The organism is Microbacterium proteolyticum (assembly GCF_029639405.1).
Taxonomy (GTDB): Bacteria; Actinomycetota; Actinomycetes; order Actinomycetales; family Microbacteriaceae; genus Microbacterium.
The window spans coordinates 1,588,235-1,610,856 of record NZ_CP121274.1 but is presented as its reverse complement, the minus strand read 5'-3'; the positions used below and the strand labels follow the sequence as shown (position 1 = coordinate 1,610,856).

Sequence of the window (22,622 nt, the reverse complement as noted above, 5' to 3'; positions counted from 1 at the left end):
GATCAGCTCTTCACCGAGCCGGCCGTGAGGCCGCTGATGAAGAAGCGCTGGAAGAAGAGGAAGAGCACCAGCACGGGGATCGAGCCGAGGATGCTCATCGCCATGATCTGGTTCCACTCGTACGAGTGCTGGCCCATGAGCAACTGGATGCCGATCGGCACGGTGCGCATGTCGAGGGTGCGGGTGAGGGTCAGCGCGAACAGGAACTCGTTCCACGCGATCATGAACGTGTAGATGCCGACCGACACGATCCCGGGGATGGAGATCGGCACGAGGACCCGCCAGAGGGCGGTGAACGATCCCGCGCCGTCGACCCGGACCGCTTCGTCGAGCTCCTTGGGGAGGGTGTTGAAGTAGCCGGTCATCATGATGATCGCGTAGGGCAGCGTGAACACCATGTAGGTGAGGATCAGGCCCGGGTAGGTGTTGTACAGCTTCAGCGCCACCATGAGCCCGAAGTACGGGATCAGCAGGGTGATCGGCGGGACGGCCTGGACGCTGACGATGATGACGTTGACGATGCGCTTGCCACGGAAGTCGAACCGGCTGAACGCGTAGGCCGCCTGGATCGCCACGAGCAGCGTGAGGACGGTCACCGCCCCGGCCACGACGTAGCTGTTGATGAAGAAGCGCACGGTCTCGGGCGTGGTGAAGATCTTCACGTAGGCGTCGAACGAGAACGTCTCGGTGATCAGCCGCGGGGGCAGCTCGAAGATCTGCGTGTTCGACTTGAACGAGCTCGAGAGCATCCACAGGACGGGGCCGGCGGCGAAGACGGCGCCGAGCACCAGTCCGATCAGCACGCCGGTCTTGGCGACGCGGGTGCGTGCGACGGTGGTCAGGGCCATGTCAGTCCCTCGCCTTCTGGTGGCGGACGTAGAGGACCGCGATGATCATGGACATCGCCAGCACGAGCACCGCCGAGGTGGCAGCCGTGGAGAAGTCGTACGTGGCGAACGCGAGCTTGTAGGTGTAGGTGCTGAGCATCTCGGTCACGTCGATCGGGCCGCCGCCGGTGGTGAGCCAGATGAGCGCGAACTGCTGCGACGTCCAGATCAGGTCGAGGAGCAGGAGGCTGACGATGATCGGGCGCAGCTGCGGGATGGTGACGTTCCAGAACCGCTGCACCGGGCTCGCGCCGTCGACGGTCGCGGCTTCGTAGAGGTCGCTGGGGATGCCCTGGAGCCCGGCGAGCAGGCTCACCATGAAGAAGGGGTAGCCGGCCCAGATGTTGATGAACGTGACCGTGCCGAGGGCGAGCTGGGGGGACGCGAGCCACTCGATGTTCGTGTTCAGGAGGAAGTTCACGATGCCGTTGGGGGCGAGGAGCATGCGCCACAGCACGGCGATGACGGCGACGGTGAACAGCCACGGCAGCACGTAGAGGCCCCGGAAGATCGCCCGGGGGATGGCGCCGATCAGGCGGCTGTTCAGCAGCAGCGCGAACGAGAGACCGAGGACGAGGTGCGCGGCGACGCTCGTCAGGGTGAAGAAGAGCGTGTTGCCGGTGGCCTTCCAGAACCCGGCGTCGGTGAGGACGGCGATGTAGTTGTCGAGCCCGACGAACTGCGGGTTCTTGTTGGTGATGACGTTGTCCTGGAACGAGTACCCGATGACCATGACGATCGGCACGATCATCAGCACGAACAGCAGGATCAGCGTCGGCGACAGGAAGGCATAGGCCTCGGAGGCCTTGCGGAGCTGGCGCGTCCGCCGGGACGCGGGGCGCCCGGTGACGATCAGCTCGGTATCGGGGGGAGTGAGGGTGCGCATGGTCATGGTGTGCGGCCTTCCTGGCGGGGATGCCGCGCCGCCCGGGTTCATCGGCGCGGCATCCCCTGTCAGCGTCGGATCAGAACTTCGACGTCCACTCGTCCTGGGCCTTCTTCAGCGCGTCCTTCATCGACTGCTGGCCGTCCAGGGCGGACTGGAACTGCTCGCCGAACTGGCGCATGAGCTCCTCGGCGACGGGCAGTCCGGTGAACTCGTTCGCCGGGTAGCCGGCCTTGTAGATCTCGAACGCCTTCTTGAACAGCTCGTCGTCCTGCACGAAGGTCGGTTCGGACTGGGTGTTGCCGGGGAACGCCTTGGCCATGGTCGACAGCTCGGAGTTGACGTCCTTGCCCATCAGGAACTGCACCAGCTTGAAGGCGGCGTCCTTGTGCTCGGAGTTCTCGGCGACGCCGATGCCCCACGAGGCGTAGGGGATGCCGCGTTCCCCGGTGAAGCCGTCCTCGGCCGGGATGGCCGAGATCGAGAACTTCAGGTCGGGGTTCGACTCGCGGATGAGGTTGATGTGCGCGAGCGAGTCGATCATCATGCCGACGCGACCGTTCGTGAACTCCTCGACCTTGTCCTGCTCCTTCATCGTGAACGATCCGGGCGCGATCACCCCGTCGTTCCAGAGCTGCTGGATGTAGTCGGTGGCCGAAGCGACGTCGGCGTTGGTCAGGTCGGGCTTGCCGTCCTTCAGCATCGATCCGCCCGAGGCCCACACCCACGACATCACGTCGTTCTGCACGCCGTTGGGCGCCTCGAGCGACAGCGGGAGCACCCACCCCGAAGCATCCCCACCGAGGGCCTTGATCTTCTTCGCCGCGTCGGCGAACTCGGTGCGGGTGGAGGGGGGCGTGCTGACGCCCGCCTGGGCGAGGATCGCGTCGTTCGTGAACATCGGGTACACGAAGTTGACGACCGGGATCATGTACGTGCTGCCGTCCACCTGGATCTGGCTGGCGAGCTGGCTGTCGTCGAAGCCGGCGTCGCTCATCAGCTTCGACAGATCGGCGATCACGCCCTGCTTCGCGAAGTCGCTGACCCACGCGCCGTCGAGACCGACGACGTCGGGCATGGTGCCTGAGGCGGCACCCGCGAAGAGCTGCTCCTTGGTCGAGGCGTAGGGGCCGCTGACCAGGTCGACCTTGATGCCGGGGTTCTCTTGCTCGAAGGTGTCCATGAGCGCGCGGAACTGTCCGTCGGGCAGCTCGGGCTCCCACCACTGGGCGAACTCGATCGTCACGTCTCCGCCGCTTTCGGGGGCTGCCGAGCTGGACGAGCACCCCGCCATCGCCAGGAGTGTCGTGGCCGCCGCGGCGGCACCGACGAGCTTGATGGCGTTTCGACGCCCGCGCCCGCTGTTGTCCATCGTTTCTCCTCATTGAGATCTGCTGTTATTCGCGCTGTTATGCGCCTTCTTGCGTCTTTCAGCACGAGTATGCGCGGATGTGCGGCGGCCGTCAAGATCACGATGCAGATTCGTGACTATTGCGGCAAGGAACGGCGGCGTTTCCGCATGAGAGCCGCAAAATCGTGCCGTTTCATGCCGAATTCGGCAGAAACCCGTCGATCTGCGTGCCGCTCTGTGCTAGAGATGACGGCATGGAGGGCACAACCACTCAGACCAAGAAACGGCTTCCGGCAGGGCGGAAAGCCGAACTCGCCGCCTACGTCGCCGAGACCGGCCAGGTCACGGTCGTCGACCTCGCCTCGCACTTCGGCGTCTCGATCGACACCGTCCGTCGTGATCTGGATCAGCTGGACCGCGAGGGCATCGTCGTGCGCACGCACGGGGGCGCGGTGAGCGCGATGTCGGTCCCCGGACGCGACCGCGGACTCGACGTGCGTCTGCAGATGCAGACGGCGGAGAAGGAGAAGATCGCGACGATCGCCGCCGACCTCATCGAAGACGGCTCGGTCGTGATGCTCAACGCCGGGACCACGACGCTGGCCGTGGCCCGGGCGCTCCGCAACCACCGCAACCTCACGATCGCCACGAACAATCTGCGGATCCCCGCGGAGATCTCCCCCAGCGTCTTCCGCGATCTGTTCATCTTCGGCGGCGCCGTCCGGACGATCACCCAGGCCACGACCGGTCCGGTGACACTGGCGGCCGCGTCGAGCAGCGCCGACGTGGAGATCCGCTGCGACTACGCCCTCATCGCGGTCGGAGCAGTGGATGCCTCGGGCTTCTCGACCAGCAATCTCGGCGACGCGACGATGATGAGCGAGATGATCCAACGCGCCGACCGCACCGCGATCCTCGCCGACTCGACGAAACTCGATCGACGCCTCTTCGCCCAGGTCGCCGCGCTGGAGAAGGCCGACTACCTCATCACCGACGCTCCCCCGTCGGCGGCGCTCGCCGCCGCGCTGGAGGAGGCCGGAGTGACGGTGCTCACGCCCTGACGGTCGCGGCTCAGATCGTGAGGAGGACCTTCGTCGCGCGGCGTTCGTCCATCGCGCGGTAACCCTCCGCGGCCTCCTCGAGCGGGAGGGTGAGGTCGAAGACCGCGCCCGGGTCGATCTCGCGGTCCCAGATGAGCTGGATCAGCTCGGGGAGGAAGCGGCGCACCGGAGCGGGTCCGCCGTGGAGGTGCACGGCCGAGCGGAACAACTCCTGCCCCTCGAGGGTGACCTCGTGCGAGACGCCGACGAAGCCGATGTGCCCGCCGGGGCGCGTCGAGCGCACCGCCTGCTCCATCGACTGCTGCGTGCCGACCGCCTCGATGGCCGAGTGCGCACCCAGCCCGTGCGTGAGCTCCTTGACCTTTGCGATGCCCTCGTCGCCGCGCTCCTCGACGATGTCGGTGGCCCCGAAACGGCGCGCGAGCTCCTGCCGGTCGGCGTGCCGCGACATGGCGATGATGCGCTCCGCACCGAGCTGCTTCGCGGCCAGGATGCCGAGCAGCCCCACGGCTCCGTCGCCGACCACCGCGACGGTCTTCCCCGGACCCACCTCGGCGGCGACCGCGGCGAACCAGCCGGTGCCGAGCACGTCGCTCGCGGCGAGGAGGGAGGGGATCAGGTCGGCATCCGGCTGCCGGGGAGTCGCCACGAGCGTGCCGTCGGCGAGCGGGATGCGGGCGAACTCGGCCTGGGTTCCGACGCGTCCCATCGGGACTACGTGCACGCACCGCGACTGGTAGCCCGCCTGGCAGATCTCGCAGGTGTTGTCCGAGGCCATGAATGAGCCCACGACGAAGTCGCCCACCTTCACGTTCTTCACCGCGTCGCCGATCTCGGTGACCACGCCGACGTACTCGTGCCCCATCGGCGTGGCATCCACGTCGTCCGCCCCGCGGTACGGCCACAGGTCGGATCCGCAGATGCAGGACGCGGCGAGCCGGATGATGGCATCCGTCGGCTCCTGGATGATCGGGTCGTCGCGGTCTTCGACGCGCACGTCTCCTGCGGCGTGCATGATGACTCCACGCATGGCGGTTCCTCTCGGGTGGAAAGCGGCTGTCTCCGGTGTACTCCTCCGAGCTGTGCGGCGCCGAGGGCTTGCGGGATCAGAATCCGGTCGACAGCACCCGGTCGAGCATGTCGGCGAAGTAATCGACCGACTCCCGCGAGACGCACAGCGGAGGCTTGATCTTCAGCACGTTCTGGTGATCACCGGTGGGCTGCATGACGACGCCGAGTTCGAGAAGGCGGTCGCAGATCGCGGCGGTCTCCTCGGTGGCGGGCTGGAGGGTGTCGCGGTCCCGCACGAACTCGAGGCCCAGGTACAGCCCCGCCCCGTGCACCGTCCCGACCAACGGATGCCGCTCCCCCAGCTCCTCGAGACGGGCTTTGAGGTGTCCGCCGACGACGCGGGCGTTCTCCTGCAGCCCCTCGTCCTCGATGATGTCGAGCACGGTGGTGCCGACGACCGACGACAGCGGGGAGCCTCCCGTCGAGGAGAAGAAGTATCCCTGGGTGCGGTAGCGGTCGGCGATCTCGCGGCGCGTGATGACCGCGCCGAGCGGGAACCCCGCACCGATCGACTTCGCGACGGCCACGATGTCGGGCACGACGCCCTGCTGCCGGAAGCCCCAGAACCACGACCCCAGGCGACCGAAACCGACCTGCACCTCGTCGGCGATCGCGAGTCCGCCGAGGTCGCGGACGGCGGCGTAGACCTCTCGCAGGTAGCCGTCGGGGAGGGCCACGCCGCCGGCGTTGCCGTAGAAGGTCTCGCTGAGGAACGCCGCGGGGGCGTGGCCTTCGGCGGCGAGCGCGCGGATGCGTTCGACCGCTTCGGGCGCGTAGCGCGCGGCATCCGGCCCGCGATGACGGCCGCGGTACGAGTTCGCGGCCTCGACCGTGTGCACCCAGTCGGGGCGGGTCTCGAGCGCGTGAGGGTTGTCGGCGATCGACGTCGACACGGCGTCGCTGGCGTAGGTCCAGCCGTGGTACGCCTCGGCCATCGCCACGACGTCCGTCCGGCCGGTGGCCGCCATGCCGAGACGGATCGCGAGGTCCACCGCCTCCGACCCGGAGTTGACGAAGAACACCGTGTCGAGCTCGTCCGGGAGGGTCGCCGCGAGACGCTCGCCGTACTCGGTGATCGCGGCGTAGTGGAAACGCGAATTGGTGTTCAGCAGTCGCGTCTGACGCGAGACGGCGGCGTGGATCCGCGGGTGCGCGTGCCCCACGGAGGCGACGTTGTTGACCATATCGAGGTACACGCGCCCGTCGACGCCGACGAGATACTCGCGCCAGCCGCGCTCGATGCGGGGCGGGCGGGAGTAGTAGTGCTCCTGCACCTCGGCGACGACGGCCTCACGGCGTTCGAGGAGGTCGTCGGCGGCGGGCTCGGGCACCGTGACGCCGAGCGCGGGGGTCGCGTCGCCGATCACGGCGCGCCACCCGGGCAGGTCGCTCGGGCGCACGGCATCCGGGACCTCGGCGGGGTCGAGCGTGGTGAGCAGCACCCGCACGCGCGTTCGCGCAGGAACCTCGGGCGACGAGGTCGGGATGCCATCTCCCACGCGCATCGAGAGCGCACCGTCGGACAGCTTGAGGCGTGTCGGCGCGGCGAACCAGACGGACGCGGCCGTCGGCACGGTCGCCGGCTCCTCGGGGGTACGGGACGGGGCCCCGAGCAGCGTCGGGACGAGCGCGGGGAGGACGACCGCGTCGGCGCCGTCGTCCAGCAGGCGCCGCGCCGCGGCGTCGAGGGCGTCCGGCTCGAGCCACGCGCCCTCGTCCGACAGGGGCGAGAGGGTCGTGGCATCCAGCACGACGGGGTGGATGCCGTCGGGAAGAATCGATGCACCCTCCCATGCGGCGGCGTCGGCGGAGGGGCGGCCCAGCGCGTGGCGGATGCGGGCCGTCGCGACCTCGACCGGCACCGCGATCGCGCGGCGGAGGATCTCGAACTCGCGGTCGAGCGCGCCGCTGGCGTAGTCGTTGGCGTCGTCGAGCCGGACCTGCTGGCGGCCGCTGAGGACGAGCACCACCCCGCGCAGCACCACGAGCGGCCACAGCGCCGTGATCTCGTCGTCGGACAGCGGACGGCGCCGGTCGAACGCCGCGATCGCGGGCAGCGTCGAGGCGTACGACGCTCCGTCGTGGTGCAGCACCGACGACACCGTGACCGCGATCTCGCCCACGGCCCACGACTCGATGACGTCACCGAAGTCGATGACGGCGTCGGGGAGCGTGCCCACACCGTGCGGGCGCAGGACGTTGTCATCGGTCACGTCGAAGTGACCGAGCTGCCGCGGCAGGGCGGCGGCGACGGGGTGCAACGCGGCCAGGGCGGCGGCCGTCGCCGCGGCGCAGTAGTCGCGCACCTCGGCGTCCGGTTCGGTCGCGGCGATCTCGGCGATCACGCGCTCCGCGTGCTGAAGGTCCCACTGCAGCACGCGGCCGGCCGCGGGATGCGTCTCCCCCGCGAGTGCGACGCTGACGGCCGCGGCCAGTTCGCCGAGACGTTCGACGGTCCGGGGCGGGAGGTAGCCCGAGCCGGTGAGGGTCGAGCCCGGGACGAACGAGATCACCCGCGCGTGCAGCCGACCCTGACTCGTCTCCCACCAGCCGGTGAGGGGGCCGCGGGGTCCGGCGACGATCTCGGGGATGCGCAGCCCCGGTTCCGCCCGCGCGACCGCTGCGGCCGCGGCATCCTGCATCTCGATCTCGGTCTCGCTGAAGACGGGGTTGCTGATCTTCAGCACGCCCAGCGGCTCGCCCGCGCCTCGGGGACGGACGAGGAAGTTCTGGTCCTGCTGGCTGCCGAGGCTCCCGAGTTCGGCGTCGAGCCCGTGCACGTCACGCAGGAGCGCGACGGCCTCTTCGGTGGGGAGGGTCGGCGTCGGCAGCTCGCCGGCCGTGAAGTAGTCGAACAGGGTGTCGGTCATGACGGGCTCCATGGGGCGCGGAACGGGGTGGGGCGACGACGCCCCGGGTCTTCGGGTGACGAAGAAAACACTAGGGTGGCGCGGTGCCCCGGGGAACGGGACACCGCGCCGGAGGGTCAGGCCAGAACGCGCTCGGGGGCGGGGGTCTCGTCGTCGAACTCGACCTCGGGCGGGCGCCGACGGAAGCCGCGCGTGAGGACCGCGAGCCACACGATGCCGACGCCGATCCACACCAGACCGACCGTGAGCGCCAGCGGCGAGAGGCTGAACCAGAGCCACGCGGTCAGAGCGAACCCGAGGGCGGGGAGCACCCCGAAACGGAACACCGCCGCTCCCCCGCGCCGCTTCTCGTCGATGAGGAAGTGCTTGATCACCGACAGGTTCACCAGCGAGAACGCGGCGAGCGCCCCGAAGCTGATGAGGGATGCCACGGTGTTCAGGTCCGCGAAGAGGGCCGCGAGCGACACCACACCGACGAAGAGCGCGGCGCCGATCGGCGTCTGGTATCGGCGGCTGAGTCGGGCGAAGAACCGCGGCAGGACGCCGTCGCGCCCCATGGCGAACAGGATGCGGGAGACGCTCGCCTGCGACGCGAGGGCCGCGGCGATGCACCCGGCGATGTAGGCGACGAGGAAGAACACCTCGAGCCAGCGGCCCGCCGCGACCTCCATGATCTGGTTCGCCGCGGCATCCGGGTTCGTCAGGTCGGCCACGTTCGGGATGACGAGCGTCGAGACGTAGGCGATCACGGTGAAGATGAGTCCGCCGATGATCGTCGTGAGGATGATCGCGCGCGGGACGGTGCGCTGCGCGTCGCGCGCCTCTTCCGACAGGGTCGAGATCGCGTCGAATCCGAGGAACGACAGCGCGAGCATCGCCGCGCCGGCCAGCAGGCCCGGGAAGGTCAGCCCGGCGTCGTACAGCGGCTGCAGCAGCGACACCCCGGGGTTCTGCGCGACGTGCACGATCGCGCACACCACGAATACGGCCGCGAACACCAGCTGCAGGCCGACCAGGACGAGGTTCGCGTTTCGCACGACGGTGATTCCGACGATGTTGAGTCCCGTGATGAGCAGCACGCCCGCGAGAGCGAACACCCAGGGCGGGATGCCGGGGAGCTGGGCGTTGAGGTAGATGCCCATGAGCACGTAGTTGATGAGCGGCAGCAGCAGGTAGTCGATCATCAACGACCACCCGGTGAGGAAGCCGACGTGGCCACCGAACGCCCGTCGCGCGTAGGTGTACGCGCTGCCGGCGCGCGGGAACGCCTTCACGAGAGCGGCGTAGCTGAATGCGGTGAAGAGCATCGCCACAAGCGTCACCAGGTAGGCCGTCGGCACGTGGCCGCCGGTGGTGACCGCGACGAGACCGTAGGTGGTGAACACGGTGAGCGGCACCATGTACGCCAGGCCGAAGATGACGAGGGAGGGCACTCCCATGACTCGCCGCAGCGAGGTGTCGGTGGAGGAGGACATCGGGTTCCTGTTCGGGTCAGAGCACGATTGCCGCGGGGACGGCGGTGAAGGTGGGGATGCCGCGGCGCCAGGTGCCGCGGACACGCGCGTCGGCGATCCGGGACGCCGGGGTGCGGCGGATGTCCCGGTCGAGCCAGACGAGATCGGCGATCATTCCGGGGCGCAGGGTCCCCCGGTGGTCCTGATCGCCGGCCTGGTGGGCGACGCCGAGGGTGGCGGCGTCGAGGGCCTCTTCGACGGTGAGTCGCTCGTCGGGCTGCCAGCCGCCGACGGGGAGCCCGTCGGCGTCCTGGCGGGTGACGGCGGTGCGGATCCCGGCGAGCACTCCGGGCGAGGTGACGGGCCAGTCGCTGCCGAAGCTGAGGCGGGCACCGGCCTTCTGGGCCGAGTGCATGCGGTACTGCCGTTCGCGCCCGGGTCCCAGGCGCGGAAGGGTGAGGTCGGTCATCACCGCGTCGGGCATGGCCCACTGCGGTTGGAAGCAGAAGGTCACGTCGAGTTCGGCCAGGCGCGGCAGATCCGCCGGGTCGATGACCTGGGCGTGCGCGACGGTCAGCCGTCGTCCGCGGCGCAGGCTCTCGCGGATCCGTTCGGCCGCGTCGATCGCGGCGCGGACCGCCGCGTCGCCGATCGCGTGCAGGTGGACGTCGAACCCGGCGGCGTCGCACGCCGCGACCGCATCGACCAGCTGGTCCGGCTGCCAGTTCGGGAGGCCCCGGGTCTGGGCATCGTGGTAGCACTCGAGCAGGTGGGCGGTGTGATTCTCCAGGATGCCGTCGACGAAGAACTTCACCGTGCGACACGTCAGGCCGGGCTCGTCTCGCACGGCGCGGGCGATGCGATCCAGTTGCTCGAGCTGTCCCGGCCACCGCCGCGGGTCGGCGCGGAGGGCGAGGTCGACGTCGACGTTCAGGCGGTCGGCGCGGGCTGCGGCGATCCAGGACGGGACGTCGTGCTCCTCTGTCCACGCCTCCTGCACCCACGTGATGCCCTGCGCCGCAAGGTGCTGCGTGGCCCAGCCGAGCGCCTCGACATCGGCGGCCAGGCTCGGACGGGGAGCGCGATCGAGCACGAGATCGATCGCGGGTCGCTCGACGAGGGTGCCGCGCGGCGATCCGTCGGCTCGGCGCAGGATGCGCCCGAGTGCGGGATCGGGGGTGTCGGCATCCACGCCCGCGGCTTCCAGAGCCGCCGTGTTGACCCACGCCGTGTGGTAATCCCACGCGTGGAGCACGACCGGGCGGTCGGGTACGGCCGCGTCGAGCCAGCGCGCGTCGAAGACGCCGCCGTCGACGAGGGTGGCGTCGTAGCTGCCCCCGATCAACCACGGCTCGTCGGATGCCGCGCTCCAGGAGCGCACCCGCTCCACGATCTCGTCGACCGAGCCGGCATCGCGCAGGGCCGGGCCACTGTGCTCACGCCCCGCCAGCAGCGGGTGGGCGTGCCCGTCGCGGAAGGCGGGGAGCAGCAGTCCACCGTCGAGATCGATCGTCGCGGCATCCGCGGGGATCGGGTGATCGGGGTGCGCGATCACGCCGTCGACGACGACCAACCGATCGACGTCCGGGCCCACGCCATCGACCCGGATTGCGCCACCGCGGAACACGACGACTGCCATGGAAACCTCCTTGAGACCACGCTGGAAAGAAACATACAGCGTAGGTTTTAGGAACGCTACGGTTTCTTCCGGTCCCCCGTGGCCCGTTTCGCCGACTCTTCACCGCACCGATACACCGCCGAAACACGGCCGATCGCGTAGCGTTGTCGGACCCCGACCGAAAGGCTCCGTCGTGCCCCGGCCGTCGCATCCGAAGCTCTCCCGCGAGGCGATCGCGCGCGCGACGCTCGCCCTGGTCGATCGCGACGGACCCGACGGGGCGAGCATCCGCCGCGTCGCCGACCGGTTGAACGTGCACCCGACATCGCTCTACAACCACGTGCCGAACCTGGCCGCCCTCATCGAGGACGTCCGCGCGCTCGTCTCCGCGCGTATCGACTCGACCGGCCTCCGCGAGCGGGACTGGGAGGAAGGGCTGGCGCTGTGGGCACGGTCCTATCGCGACGCCTTCCGGCGGCATCCGAAGACGATCCCGCTGCTGATGTCGCACCGGTCGTCCGCGCCCTCGCTGATGTCGCAGTACGAGGACTTCGCACGGGCCGCCGAGCGAGTGGGCTGGACGAGCGACGACATCCTGCCGCTGCTGACTGCGTTCGAGTCCTTCATCCTCGGCAGCGTGCTCGACATGTCGGGACCGAGCGTCATGTTCGATCCCACCGGGCAGGAGGAGACGGTGCCGCGCTTCGCCGCCGCCTATGCGACTCTCGAGCGCTACGACCCGGTCGACCCGGTCGCCACGCGCGCGTTCGAGCTCGGCCTGTCGCTGCTCATCGCCGGAGCCCGTCCCCGCGGGTGATCCGCGCGCGCGTCACAGCCCGTCGGGCCGCGGCGAGCGCCACGCGGAGAATCGCTCCGCCAGTGCCGCGCGGGTCTCGGCATCCGGAAGGAAGACGTCGACACCGCCGTCGTAGGGGGCGACGCCCCAGCGCATGCCCGCGTCGGTGAGCAGTACGGCGGCGCGATCGTCGATCACCGCGGCGAGGACCGGCTCGACGTCGACGTCGACGTCGACCCAGAAGTAGGCGGGAGCGTCCGCCCCATCGGCGACGCGCCAGGCGCGCGCCCCGGGCAGGAGGTGCCGCGTCCATCCGCCGGCACCGTCGGCGGCATCCCAGTCCTCGCCGACGACGAGGAGCGGGCCGTCACCGGATGCCGCGCGCGCGGCGTCGCACAGCTCGTCGACGATGCGCGCGACCCGGGCGCGATCGGCGGGCGTCTGCGCGACGCGGGCGGCACCGGGGAGCGTGTGGAAACGAACCCAGCGGTCGGGGTGCACCGTCCGCAACGAAGGACCGCTCGGCTCGGCGTCCGGCCAGAGGCGGTCCCACCGCGCACTCCAGTCAGCGGCGCGGGGATCGACGTCGGTGGGCGCGAACGCCCCGCCCGGGAGAGAAGCGTGCATACCGGAACCCTCCCACGGCCGAGCGCCGCGCGTCACATGCGGGCGTAGCGCGAACGGGCGAAGCAGAACAGTCCGTAGACCACGAGGCCCGCACCGACGAGCCAGAGCACGATCTGACCGAACGGCAGGCCGGCGAGGGAACGCAGGGCACCGTCGAGACCGCTCGCGGCATTCGGGTCATGGGTCAGCGCCGCGACGACGAACAGGATGCCGGCCACGCACACGGCGATGCCCTTCGCGACGTATCCGACGGTGCCGAACACGCGGATGCCTCGGCCCGCGGGGCCGCTCGGCACCGACAGGCTCTTGAGGAACGCGCGCGTGATGCCGCGGACGACGAACGCGACGCCCACCGCCGCGACGGCCACACCGACGAGGACGAGGAGGAAGACACCGCCGGGCGACGCGAGCAGCGTGGCGCTGAAGTTCTTCGTCTGGCCCGACGAGTCGGCCTGGCCGCCCGTCGCCACCGTGTACGCGGTGCCGGCGATCGCGGCGTACGCCACCGCCGTGCCGAGGTACTTCGCCCGATATCCCCAGCGCTTCTTGGCATCCGGGTTCCGCTCGACGATCGCCTCGCTGATCTGCCAGATCGCCAGGGCGGCGAGGCCCACGACGATGACCCACAGGAGGAACATCCCCGCGGGTGCGGCGGCCACCTGACCGAGGGCCCCGGACTGGTCGGCGCTGTCTCCGGCGCCGCCGGTGGCGATGGTGATCGCGATCACGCCGATGAGGAGGTGCAACAGCCCGAGGACGACGTAGCCCACGCGGGCGGCGACACGGAAAGCGGTCGAATCTTGCGCCTTGTCTGCGGCGGCACTGGCAGATGTCATCCGTGCACCGTAGCGCTCAGACCGCCGCCGTGGCAGCCCGTTGCGCGCGGCGCTCCCTTGCCACTTCGATGGCGGCCCACACCAGCGTCGCGACCGCCACGCCCTCGAGCATCCCCGCCGTCACATCCGACAGCCAGTGGGCGTGCAGGTAGGTCCGGCTCCACATCATGAGCACGACCCAGGTCGCGCCGACCGCCCACACCCAGCGGCGTCGGAGGATGAGTCCGAGCGTCACCGCGATCGTGGTGGCCACGGCCGTATGCCCCGAGGGGAACGACGTCGCGACCGTCTCGGCGAGCGAGTCGGCCGGCCTCGCCCGGGCGATCACCGCGGCCATCGGTGCTCCGATCGCGACGACGAGGGCGATTGCTCCCCCGACGTTGAGCGCATCCCAGGGGCGGCGGCGCACGAGGAACACGATGGTCGTCGCGACCCCGATCAGGATCATGCCGATCGTGCCGCCCACGATCGCCGGCACCCACGCGACGATGACGCCGACGGGCGAGGCGATGGCCGACATCATGTCGTCCCACGCGGCGTCGATCGGCAGGGGTGCCGAATCCGACAGGGCGACGACGAGTCGCAGGGCGACGAAGAGCACGGTGGCGACGACCCCGACGACGAGCGCGCGGGCGCGGCGCGCATCAGGGCCGACGGGCGAGAGCGGTGCGACGGTGCCGGCCGCCGCGGCGTCGTCGGTGGAGGCGTCCATTCCGACATCATGGCAAGGGGCTCCCCGCCGGAAGGGGCACTTGCGAACCGCCGGATCAGTCCTCTCGGAACACGACGGGCGCGTCCGCGAGACGGAGGCCCGAGGCACGGATAGCCGCCTCGACGGCGTCCGCGGAGGCAGGATCGCCTCTGATCTGGGTTCTCGGGACCCCGTCGGTCGGCGTACCTCCGCCGGCACCGTCCCAGAATTCCGTCACGCCGTACTCGTCGACGATCGTGCGCAGCAGCGCGGCGTACGCGGCTGATTCTCCCGGCGCAGGTACAGCCGTCAGCTGCGGCCCGCTGATCTCGATCTCGCGGTCGGCCTCGACGCCGGCGGCTCGCCGCAGGTCGTCGGCCGCGGCGACGAACGGGATCATCGACGAGACCTCCGCGCGGCCGTCGAGCAGGTCCGAGAACGAGAGGCGACCGTTCTCCCATACGGCGGCCTGGATGCTGCGCCCCGGGGCGAGGCGGTCCACCGCCTCCACCGTGGGCACCACGTCGAGCCGGAAGTCCGGGCAGCCGGATTCCGTACGGTCGGCGAACACCCACACCTGGGCACGCGCGGGTGTCTGCACGACGAGCCCCCAGTCGATCGGGTCGGCGTTCCGCGAAGAGCACGCGATCTCGAGGACGGCCGGCAGTCCGGAGCGCTCGACCGTGACCCGGAGGGAGGACACCGGGCTCCAGAAGGCGGGCGCCTCCACCCACCGTTCCTTCTCGACGGCCCCGACGCCCGGCATCGCGGCGATCTCCGCAGCGAAGGCATCGAATTCCGCGCTCGGGCGATCGAAGTGCGTCTCATCGATCGACCAGCCGAAGACCAGCACGAAGCCGCCGCCGAGTCCGATGGCGGCAAGGACGAGCGCGGCGATGCCGAGGGTCCTCAGCCGGGACACCCGTGTCGGCGCGGACGTCGTCATGAGAGCCCCCGTTCCCGCGCGTGTCGGGTCCGAGGGTACAGACGTGAAGGAGACGCCGAATGGACGTGGGGGGAACGGGACGGGTCGGGGTGGGCGTCACCCCGGGAACAGCCCTGAGAGCACGAAGGCCCACAGGCTGATCACCACGAGCATCCCCAGGCTGTAGCCGATGGACGCCCGAAGGATCTCACCCTCTCGCCCCGACAGGCCGACCGCTCCCGCCGCGATCGCGATCGACTGCGGGGACACCACCTTCGCCGTGGTGCCGCCGGCGGTGTTCGCGGCGATGAGGAGGTCGGGCTGAACGGCGATGCGCTCGGCCGTCGCGACCTGGAGGGGACCGAAGAGGGTGTTGTTGTTGACCACCGACCCGGTGAGGAACACTCCGATCCACCCGATGATCGGCGCGAACAGCGGGAACAGCGGACCCACCGCGGCCAGCGCGCTCCCGATGCTCGCCGACCCTCCGGAGTAGTTCGCGATGTTGGCCAGCACCAGGATCGCGGCGATCAGCACCAGTGCCCGCCAGAGCTCGCGCAGCGTGGCGGCGAGCTCGCGGCCCAGATCGGAGCCCGACAGGCGCGGCGTCGTGAAGAACGACACGAGCACCGCGAGGAGGATCGCCGTTCCGGTGGCGTTGAGGGGCGTGAAGTCCCACGTCACCGCGACGGTCGTGCCGCTGGCGGTGACGACTTCGCCCGTGAGGCCGGGAATCGGCAGCTTCAGCACCGCCGCACTCAGCGGTCCGCCGGCGGCGAAGAGCGCCTTGAACCACGGCAGGCTCCACACGAGGATGAAGCCGGTCAGGATGTAGAACGGACTCCACGCCACGATCACCTCGCGCGCCGTGTGCCGCTCGACCGGGGGCGCCTCGCTGCCCCCCTCGCGGAAGACATTCCGGGGTTGCCACACGCGGCCGAAGAGGAACAGCGCCACCATCGCGCCGAGGCCCGCACCGAGGTCGGCCAGCTCGGGTCCGAGGAACCACAGGACTCCCGCCTGGATGCCGCTGAACACGACGCTCACGAGGAGGACGGCCGGCCACGTCTCCCGCAGCCCGCGCCATCCGTCGAGGATCACGACGAGGAGGAACGGCACGAGGAACGTCAGCGGCTGCAGAAGGAGGACCATCGTGCGCGACAGCTCGGCGACATCGATTCCCGCCACTTGGGCACCGACGATCACCGGGATGCCGATCGCCCCGTACGCCCCCGCCGCGACGTTGGCCACGAGCGACAGCATCGCCGCCTTGACCGGGCGGAATCCCAGCTGCACGAGCAGCGCCGCGCAGATCGCGATCGGGACACCGAACCCCGCGGCCCCCTCGAGGAACGCTCCGAACGCGAAGGTGATCAGCAGCACCTGGATGCGCTGGTCAGTGGAGATACCCGAGATCGAGGCCCGGATGACGTCGAATCGCCCGCTCGCGACCGCCAACCGGTACAGCCACACGGCCATGACGATGATGTAGGCGATCGGCCAGACGGCAGTGAGCAGGCCGATCAGCGCCGACCCGCCGATCGCGGGAGCGGGCATCCCGAAGACGAGGGCCGCGACGATCACTTCGGCGACGACCGCGATGGCCGCGGAGACGATCCCCGTGAGCTTGAGCACGACCAGGCACAGCAGGAAGATCACGAGCGGGATGGCGGCGACGAGCGCCGACAGCCAGAGGCTGGAGAGGGGATCGACGTTCTGGGTCCACAGCGCGTCGGTCATCGCGGCCCCGCCCCGTACGCCAGTGTCACGGTCCACGGGTCGCGCGAAAGGTCGGCCAGCGAGTAGTGCACCGGCCGGTCGGGCACCCATCCCCGGGAGAGGTCCTCATCGAGGCGGATGTGCTCGGGCTGAACCCGGGATCCGCGGCCGTCGGCGTGACGGACGGCGGTGACGCGGGTCCAGTGGGCGAGCAGCTGCGCCGCGCCGGCATCCGGGAAGAGGTGCGAATGCCGGCGCATCTCTTCGAGGTCTGCCGCTGTCGGGTTCGCCGCGCGCAGGTCGACACCGAGGGGGATGACGGTGTCGGCGACCGCGACGACGGTCGCCGGACCCCTGCTGCACGTGTGGATGGACAGGGGCACCTCTTCACCCGCCACCGTCGCGAGCAGGCGGGGGTGATAGCCGAACTGCGCGGGAGCCTCGCGGATGACCCTGACATCGCGGGGCTCGGCGCCCAGAAGTGCGGCGATGACTTCGCTCGCCAGAAGACGCTTGCGCTCGTGGTGGTCGAGCCGATCGCTCACCCCGAGGGCTGCGGCGACTCCCGCCGGTGCCGACAGTTCTTCCGAGTCCACGAGCTGCCCCTCTCTCGTCGCGGCGTGCAGAGACCGCGTCGACGGCTTCACGCTAGCGAGAATCGAGACAATTCTGAATGACCCCCCGTTGCGGAGCGGTCGGGGCTAGGCTCCGCAAGTCGCGGTGCCCCCGGCGAGGACGGACGGTCGCCGGCTCGGCCAGGACCGAGGAGGGCCCCGCCGCGCGGGCATTCCTCAGAACGGTGCGGGCTCTGCGCTGCAGGCTCCGGGCGGGCGGGGTGGTGGCGGTGGTGGCGGTGGTGCGGGGTCGTCGGGGAGGAATCTGACCGCTGGCGTGTAGGGGAGAGGGTGGTCGGTGTAGACGCGTCCGGTGGGGGAGGTCCATTCGAGGATCCCGGCGGGGAGTTGTCTCACTTTCCAGCGGGTGAATTGCTTCTGTGTGTGGTGTCTCTGGCAGAGGTGGGCGAGGTTGCTGACGTCGGTGGGGCCGCCGAGGGCGTGGTCGTGGGTGTGGTCGACTTCGCAGCGGATGGCGGGGGCGGCGCACCCGGGCCATCGGCAGTGGCGGTCGCGGGCGCGGAGGTGGCGGTTGATCGCTGTGGTGCGGTGGTAGGTGTCGGTGCGGAGCACGGCCCCGGTGACGGGGTGGGTGATGACCCGGTCCCAGGGGACGGGGGTGGTCTCGGCCAGGGCGCGGGCGGTTGCGGCGTCGATGGGTCCATGGCCGACGAGGTCGGCGGGATCGAGGTTCTCGTTCCCGGGTCGCAGCATGGTGAGGGCAGGAACGACGACCTGCACCCGCGCGCGGATCGCGCCGAGCATGCCGGGGCCGTCGTCGCCGCGGGTGGGGTCAGCGTCGGGCGCGGCGGTGAGCAGGAGGTCGGCGAGGAGGTCGGCGCGCACCTGATCGGCCGTCCGTATGTCAGGCGTTCGGGTGTCAGGCATCCGCGTGTCGGGCGCGGCCGTCGTCGCGGCCTGCGAGCGGTCGCCGCGGTCGTCACCACCCCCACGACCACCCGCGGGTTCTCCCGCGGAGTCACGGACCCGCGGCGCTGAGTCTCGGCGGAGGTCGACGATCGCGGCGCTCTGCTGCACGAGCCGGTCGTAGATCCCCACCGCGAGCACGGTGGGGAGGGTCGCGATCAGGTCGGACATCCCGTCCTCCCCGGTCACCACCCGCACGCACCGGGTTTGGCGGCCGCGGTGGTGCCGTTCGGTGAGGGTCGTGGGCTGCAGCGACTCCGCCAACGCCAGAAGACGGGTCTTCACCCGTCCGGGGCTCAGTCCGTCAGCGGTGGCGACGGCGAGAACGTCGAACTCGTGGCGACGATCCTGCGGCAGCGAGATACCGGCATCCACGATCACCTGCACGTGCGCGCGGGACAGGACCCCCGCCTCCCACGCGTCCAGCGTCACGGGGAAGTCGTCGGCGAGGGTCATCGCCCGCCCGATCTGTGCTTGCACGCTCCGATCCGACAGGTGCGACGCGGCCGCGATCTCGGACGCGACCTCCCGCACCGCCATCTCCGCCGCCCGCGCCGATGCCCGCACCCCTACGGAAGAGTCCAGGGCGAGGTGTCCCGCGCGGGCCAACGCCCGCACCCGCCGCGCTTCGGCCGAGGCGACCTCGGCATCTACTCCGCGCACCTCGACCAGCACCGACGACAGGGCCGCAGCCGAGTCATCCGGTGGTGTCGAGGACGGATCGAAGGTCATGTATGCATGCTAGCGAGGGGGTCCGACACCGAACCCGCCCCACCCACCCAAATGGGGACAGATCCGACACGCCACCCGATGGGGAGGAGGGGTGCTGCACCGTCGCACCAGCAGAATCCGCGACTGATCGGGGGTTTGCACGGAGGAACATGCCGCGGGTGAACTTCTGCAGGCGCGCAGCGATGCCCCGAACTGGCCGCCGTCAGGCCGCGTTCGCGACCCGCGACAAGCCCGCGCGGACCGCCCGCGTCGTCTCGTCGGCGAGGACCTCGCCGTGCCCGCGGCGCAACCCGTCGTAGATCGCCGCGACGACGTCGGCGGGGTCGTTCAGCGGCTGGTCGGTCAGACCGTCGTTCATCGGGGTGTCGGTGAAGGCGAGGTACGCGCCCACAACCTGCACACCCTGCGGCTCCAGTTCGAGGCGCAGCCCCTCGGTCGCCGACCAGAGGGCCGCCTTGGAAATGCTGTAGCCCTTGCCCCACGCCAGCCAGGACAGCACCGACGCGACGTTGATCACCGCACCCTTCGCGGCGACCAGGCGCGGCGCGAACGCACGGGTCAGCAGGAGGGGGCCGAACAGATTCGTCTCCAGCTGAGCGCGGATGTCCGCCACGTCGCCGGTCACCAGGTCACCCTGACGCAGGATGCCGGCGTTGTTGACGAGCACGTCGACATCCGCGGCATCCCGCGCCGCCCGCTCGATCGCGCTCTCGTCGGTGACGTCGAGGACGAGGGGCACGACGCGCGGGTCGCCCCAGTCCCGCGGCGAGCGCGCCGCCGCGTAGACCTTCTTCGCTCCGCCCGCGAGCGCCTGCCGCACGAACTCCGTGCCCAGCCCGCCGTTCGCGCCCGTGACGAGCACGACGGCATCCGAGATTTCCGTCATTTCTTCTCTCCTTGTTCGAGTCCGCCCGAGCGGGCGGGGGTCGGGTAGGCGGCACCGGAGCCCGGAATACCGCTGCCGGGTGTCGTGGCGCCGGGGCCCGGGTTGCCGGCGCCGGGGGCCCGGACACCCGCGCGGGACGCCAGCGCGACGAGGGCGACCGCGGCCAGGAACGCCGCGTATCCGATCGCCGTCGCGGGCAGCGCGAACACCGTCGCGAGCTGACCGGCGACGAGCGCGGGCACACCGTAGCTGAGGTAGGCGACGACGTAGATCGCCGCCATGAGGCCGCCGCGCTCGTGGGTGTGGGCGGCTGCGCTCAGGGGTCGGAGCACGGCCGCGAAGCCGAGGCCGTTGCCGATGCCCGCGGCGAGCGCGGCGGCCATCACGATCCCGGTCGAGGCGGTGCCGATGCCGACGATCAGAAGGATGCCGCCGACCGCGCATCCGAGCGCGCCCACCACCGCCGAGGTCCGTGGCGCGAGGCCGGTCGCGGCGAGTCCCGCGACGGCGGCGACGGCGGGCTGGAGGAACACGAGCGCCGAGGCGGCCACGGTGTCGAGCCCAAGGGTGTGGTGCGCGAGGGACGGCATGAGCCCGAGGAACAGGCCCGAGCTCATCCACGCGGCGGAGACGAGCCAGGCCCCGCGGAGGAACTCCGGACGCACGCGCCGGGGAATCGCGACGCGCGGGACGAGCGAGCGCCACGCGCCCGCGACCCTCGACGAGGACTCCGGCGTGAGCAGGACCGCTCCGAGGGCGACCACCACGAGCAGCGCGATCGGCACGAACACGGCGACCGAGGGCGCGGGCGCGAGGGCAACCGCCACGCCACCGAACAATGCGCCCAGCGCGAGGCCGCCGATCGGGATCGTTCCGGCGATCTGCGTCATGCGACCGCGCGCGTGCGGCGGCACGGTTTCGGACACCATCGCGGTGAACGTGCCGATCGCCGCGCCCGTCGAGATCCCCTGCACCGCGCGGGCCACGACGACCCACTCCGCCGATGCCGCCGCCAGGTGGAGACCGCACGCGACGAGGAGCAGCAGCAACGCACCGATCATGACGGGCCGGCGGCCGACGTGGTCGGACAACGACCCGGCGATCAGGAGCGTGACCAGCAGCGTGAACGCGTAGACGGAGAACATCACGGTGAGCGTCCCGTCGCCGAAGCCCCACAGCCCCTGGTCGTAGACGAACAGCGGACTGCCCGCGCCCGCGGCGGCCGCGACGGCGAGGGAGCCGAGAAGGTTCAGCGCCGTGTACCAGCGGGCGCGCGTCGTCCACTGGGCGGGCGGGCCGGACAGCGTGCCGGTACGGGGAGGTGCGGCGGAAACGGTGGTCTCGCTCACGACATTTACTTTCTTCAAAGGAGTAAGTACCGGAACGCTAACGCGTATGCTTGCTTCAAGCAAGTCAGAGGAGGATGCCATGCCCCTGCGGTCCGACTGGAGCGGGAACGTCTGCCCGATCGCGCGCGGGATCGACGCCGTCGGCGACCCGTGGGTGCTGTTGATCCTTCGCGAGTCGCTCGCCGGCGCGCGCCGCTTCGACGACTTCAAGCGTCGGATGGATGCCGCGGACAACGTGCTGTCGTCGCGCCTGTCGAGCATGGTGTCGTCGGGACTCCTCGAGACGAGGGCCTACACGACCGGACCGCGCCCGCGCGTCGAGTACCTCCCCACGCGCGCCGCGACCGATGCGCTGCCGATCCTGCAGGCGTACGCGGCCTGGGCGCACGAGCACCGCCCGTCCGAGAACGAGGACCCGACGTTCGCCGTGATCTGCGGCGCCTGTGGCGTGGCATCCGATCGGTCGGAGGTCTGCGAGCACTGCGGAGCGCTGCTCGACGTCGACAACGAGGTGGCGTGGCAGAGGCCCGGCCCGTGGGAGGGCCGCGTCGTGACCCTCGGCTGAACGCCACGACCGGGGCGCACCACGGAGCGCCCCGCGCCCCGGCACCGCGGACGCAGATCACGCCTCTCGTTAGGCTCGAAGGGATGAGTACACCGGTGAACGGCGACATGGTCTCCGCGGCCGTCGTCGCCTACCTCGGGTGGGGGCGCGGCCCGCACCCGGCCGCCGACGCGCAAGCGGTCGCGGATCTCGCGCATCGGCACGGTGTTCCCGCTTCCGACCTGGCGCGCGCCGTGGATCACGCGATCGCCGCGGCGAACACGATTCGCGTGGACGAGCTCGCGCCCGAGGGCGGCTCCCGTTTCGCATCCCGCCTCCGCGCCCTGCTTCCCTGGCTCGAGGACGACGCCGTCGCCGCACTGACCTCGCGCGCGTTCTGGTACGCGGGGTGGGACGGCGGAGAACCTCCCCCTCCGCACATCAGCCCTGGCCCCGACGGCCAGGCCGAACACGCGGCGACCGGCGAGACGCCCGACATCGCGCCTCGCGCCGACCGGCATGCCGAACACGCGGCGACCGGCGAGACGCCCGCACCACGGGAGTATTGGCGACACTCGACGAGTCTCGGGCCCCGCTACTTCGCTTTCTCCGCCGGGCACGACTTCATCCTCCGCGGTGGGGAATGGGTGCCCTATGACGTGTACAAGTCCGGTCCGAGCTGGTGGCGCCTCACGGGCGAGACCGACACGGAGGTCGTCGACAGGTCGGACCTGCCCCCGGGAACCCCGGACTGAACGACCGAACGCCGGCCCGCCCC

20 protein-coding genes are annotated in these 22,622 nt (G+C 70.6%); 4 read left to right on the top strand and 16 right to left on the bottom strand.

From position 1 onward, the window contains the following. Window positions 1-2 precede the first annotated feature (2 nt). The 3 genes from P8R59_RS08270 to P8R59_RS08260 form a co-directional block, all read right to left on the bottom strand. On the bottom strand, window positions 3-848 hold the full coding sequence (locus tag P8R59_RS08270; protein ID WP_077050757.1) for a carbohydrate ABC transporter permease: 846 nt from the start codon (window positions 846-848) through the stop codon (window positions 3-5). Window position 849: 1 nt separating this feature from the next. Further along, window positions 850-1,779, bottom strand: coding sequence for a carbohydrate ABC transporter permease (locus P8R59_RS08265; RefSeq protein ID WP_278103542.1), 930 nt, complete (start codon window positions 1,777-1,779; stop codon window positions 850-852). A 73-nt stretch (window positions 1,780-1,852) separates the two neighbouring features. Continuing rightward, on the bottom strand, window positions 1,853-3,145 hold the full coding sequence (locus P8R59_RS08260; RefSeq protein ID WP_278103541.1) for an ABC transporter substrate-binding protein: 1,293 nt from the start codon (window positions 3,143-3,145) through the stop codon (window positions 1,853-1,855). A gap of 233 nt (window positions 3,146-3,378) precedes the next feature. On the opposite strand from P8R59_RS08260, the gene P8R59_RS08255 reads away from it, so the two are divergent. After that, entirely contained in the window at window positions 3,379-4,185 is an 807-nt protein-coding gene (locus P8R59_RS08255; RefSeq protein WP_077050760.1) for a DeoR/GlpR family DNA-binding transcription regulator, read from the top strand. 10 nt (window positions 4,186-4,195) lie between these two features. Here the strand turns inward: P8R59_RS08255 and P8R59_RS08250 are convergent, their stop codons facing one another. The 4 genes from P8R59_RS08250 to P8R59_RS08235 all read right to left on the bottom strand — a co-directional run bounded on the left by P8R59_RS08250 (window position 4,196) and on the right by P8R59_RS08235 (window position 11,219). Further along, the gene (locus P8R59_RS08250; protein WP_278103540.1) at window positions 4,196-5,215 is read right to left on the bottom strand and encodes a zinc-dependent alcohol dehydrogenase family protein; all 1,020 of its coding nucleotides are present in this window, start codon (window positions 5,213-5,215) and stop codon (window positions 4,196-4,198) included. A 76-nt stretch (window positions 5,216-5,291) separates the two neighbouring features. Further along, window positions 5,292-8,126: an aminotransferase class III-fold pyridoxal phosphate-dependent enzyme gene (locus P8R59_RS08245; RefSeq protein WP_278103539.1), complete on the bottom strand. Its 2,835-nt coding sequence runs from the start codon at window positions 8,124-8,126 to the stop codon at window positions 5,292-5,294. A 116-nt stretch (window positions 8,127-8,242) separates the two neighbouring features. Beyond that, window positions 8,243-9,601 (bottom strand): APC family permease, encoded by a 1,359-nt coding sequence (locus P8R59_RS08240; RefSeq protein WP_278103538.1) that lies wholly within the window; start codon window positions 9,599-9,601, stop codon window positions 8,243-8,245. Window positions 9,602-9,617: 16 nt separating this feature from the next. Further along, a complete protein-coding gene (locus P8R59_RS08235; RefSeq protein WP_278103537.1) occupies window positions 9,618-11,219 on the bottom strand; it encodes an amidohydrolase in 1,602 nt (533 codons plus the stop codon). 172 nt (window positions 11,220-11,391) lie between these two features. Between P8R59_RS08235 and P8R59_RS08230 the strand changes: the two genes are divergently transcribed. Further along, window positions 11,392-12,015, top strand: coding sequence for a TetR/AcrR family transcriptional regulator (locus P8R59_RS08230; protein ID WP_278103536.1), 624 nt, complete (start codon window positions 11,392-11,394; stop codon window positions 12,013-12,015). Between the two features lie 12 nt (window positions 12,016-12,027). Here P8R59_RS08230 and P8R59_RS08225 read toward each other — a convergent pair whose 3' ends face one another. From P8R59_RS08225 to P8R59_RS08185, 9 genes are all read right to left on the bottom strand, one after another. Beyond that, window positions 12,028-12,621 carry a DUF3885 domain-containing protein gene (locus tag P8R59_RS08225; RefSeq protein ID WP_278103535.1) on the bottom strand — a complete coding sequence of 198 codons (594 nt, stop codon included), beginning with the start codon at window positions 12,619-12,621 and terminating at the stop codon, window positions 12,028-12,030. Window positions 12,622-12,653: 32 nt separating this feature from the next. Continuing rightward, window positions 12,654-13,457 (bottom strand): DUF1206 domain-containing protein, encoded by an 804-nt coding sequence (locus P8R59_RS08220; protein ID WP_278103534.1) that lies wholly within the window; start codon window positions 13,455-13,457, stop codon window positions 12,654-12,656. A gap of 16 nt (window positions 13,458-13,473) precedes the next feature. Then, complete coding sequence (locus P8R59_RS08215; protein WP_278103533.1) at window positions 13,474-14,169, bottom strand: phosphatase PAP2 family protein; 696 nt, start codon at window positions 14,167-14,169, stop codon at window positions 13,474-13,476. Window positions 14,170-14,224: 55 nt separating this feature from the next. After that, on the bottom strand, window positions 14,225-15,094 hold the full coding sequence (locus P8R59_RS08210) for a hypothetical protein (RefSeq protein WP_278103532.1): 870 nt from the start codon (window positions 15,092-15,094) through the stop codon (window positions 14,225-14,227). Between the two features lie 96 nt (window positions 15,095-15,190). Continuing rightward, a complete protein-coding gene (locus P8R59_RS08205; protein ID WP_278103801.1) occupies window positions 15,191-16,801 on the bottom strand; it encodes an L-lactate permease in 1,611 nt (536 codons plus the stop codon). 8 nt (window positions 16,802-16,809) lie between these two features. After that, entirely contained in the window at window positions 16,810-17,388 is a 579-nt protein-coding gene (locus P8R59_RS08200; protein ID WP_278103531.1) for a hypothetical protein, read from the bottom strand. Window positions 17,389-17,583: 195 nt separating this feature from the next. Then, window positions 17,584-19,065: an HNH endonuclease gene (locus P8R59_RS08195; protein ID WP_278103530.1), complete on the bottom strand. Its 1,482-nt coding sequence runs from the start codon at window positions 19,063-19,065 to the stop codon at window positions 17,584-17,586. Window positions 19,066-19,267: 202 nt separating this feature from the next. Continuing rightward, entirely contained in the window at window positions 19,268-19,951 is a 684-nt protein-coding gene (locus P8R59_RS08190; RefSeq protein ID WP_278103529.1) for an SDR family oxidoreductase, read from the bottom strand. After that, window positions 19,948-21,300 (bottom strand): MFS transporter, encoded by a 1,353-nt coding sequence (locus P8R59_RS08185; protein WP_278103528.1) that lies wholly within the window; start codon window positions 21,298-21,300, stop codon window positions 19,948-19,950. The genes P8R59_RS08190 and P8R59_RS08185 overlap by 4 nt, the downstream gene beginning before the upstream one ends. A 79-nt stretch (window positions 21,301-21,379) precedes the next feature. On the opposite strand from P8R59_RS08185, the gene P8R59_RS08180 reads away from it, so the two are divergent. Both P8R59_RS08180 and P8R59_RS08175 read left to right on the top strand, forming a co-directional pair. After that, entirely contained in the window at window positions 21,380-21,865 is a 486-nt protein-coding gene (locus tag P8R59_RS08180) for a winged helix-turn-helix transcriptional regulator (protein WP_077050773.1), read from the top strand. An 83-nt stretch (window positions 21,866-21,948) separates the two neighbouring features. Further along, the gene (locus P8R59_RS08175) at window positions 21,949-22,599 is read left to right on the top strand and encodes a hypothetical protein (RefSeq protein ID WP_278103527.1); all 651 of its coding nucleotides are present in this window, start codon (window positions 21,949-21,951) and stop codon (window positions 22,597-22,599) included. Window positions 22,600-22,622: the final 23 nt, after the last annotated feature.

What these genes read in the sequence shown, in the direction of transcription:
- P8R59_RS08270 (WP_077050757.1), bottom strand. Translation starts at nt 848, where the DNA reads ATGGCCCTGACCACCGTCGCACGCACCCGCGTCGCCAAGACCGGCGTG.
- P8R59_RS08250 (WP_278103540.1), bottom strand. Translation starts at nt 5,215, where the DNA reads ATGCGTGGAGTCATCATGCACGCCGCAGGAGACGTGCGCGTCGAAGAC.
- P8R59_RS08220 (WP_278103534.1), bottom strand. Translation starts at nt 13,457, where the DNA reads ATGACATCTGCCAGTGCCGCCGCAGACAAGGCGCAAGATTCGACCGCT.
- P8R59_RS08260 (WP_278103541.1), bottom strand. Translation starts at nt 3,145, where the DNA reads ATGGACAACAGCGGGCGCGGGCGTCGAAACGCCATCAAGCTCGTCGGT.
- P8R59_RS08175 (WP_278103527.1), top strand. Translation starts at nt 21,949, where the DNA reads ATGAGTACACCGGTGAACGGCGACATGGTCTCCGCGGCCGTCGTCGCC.
- P8R59_RS08195 (WP_278103530.1), bottom strand. Translation starts at nt 19,065, where the DNA reads ATGACCTTCGATCCGTCCTCGACACCACCGGATGACTCGGCTGCGGCC.
- P8R59_RS08225 (WP_278103535.1), bottom strand. Translation starts at nt 12,621, where the DNA reads ATGCACGCTTCTCTCCCGGGCGGGGCGTTCGCGCCCACCGACGTCGAT.
- P8R59_RS08235 (WP_278103537.1), bottom strand. Translation starts at nt 11,219, where the DNA reads ATGGCAGTCGTCGTGTTCCGCGGTGGCGCAATCCGGGTCGATGGCGTG.
- P8R59_RS08240 (WP_278103538.1), bottom strand. Translation starts at nt 9,601, where the DNA reads ATGTCCTCCTCCACCGACACCTCGCTGCGGCGAGTCATGGGAGTGCCC.
- P8R59_RS08265 (WP_278103542.1), bottom strand. Translation starts at nt 1,779, where the DNA reads ATGACCATGCGCACCCTCACTCCCCCCGATACCGAGCTGATCGTCACC.
- P8R59_RS08210 (WP_278103532.1), bottom strand. Translation starts at nt 15,094, where the DNA reads ATGACGACGTCCGCGCCGACACGGGTGTCCCGGCTGAGGACCCTCGGC.
- P8R59_RS08190 (WP_278103529.1), bottom strand. Translation starts at nt 19,951, where the DNA reads ATGACGGAAATCTCGGATGCCGTCGTGCTCGTCACGGGCGCGAACGGC.
- P8R59_RS08245 (WP_278103539.1), bottom strand. Translation starts at nt 8,126, where the DNA reads ATGACCGACACCCTGTTCGACTACTTCACGGCCGGCGAGCTGCCGACG.
- P8R59_RS08255 (WP_077050760.1), top strand. Translation starts at nt 3,379, where the DNA reads ATGGAGGGCACAACCACTCAGACCAAGAAACGGCTTCCGGCAGGGCGG.
- P8R59_RS08215 (WP_278103533.1), bottom strand. Translation starts at nt 14,169, where the DNA reads ATGGACGCCTCCACCGACGACGCCGCGGCGGCCGGCACCGTCGCACCG.
- P8R59_RS08180 (WP_077050773.1), top strand. Translation starts at nt 21,380, where the DNA reads ATGCCCCTGCGGTCCGACTGGAGCGGGAACGTCTGCCCGATCGCGCGC.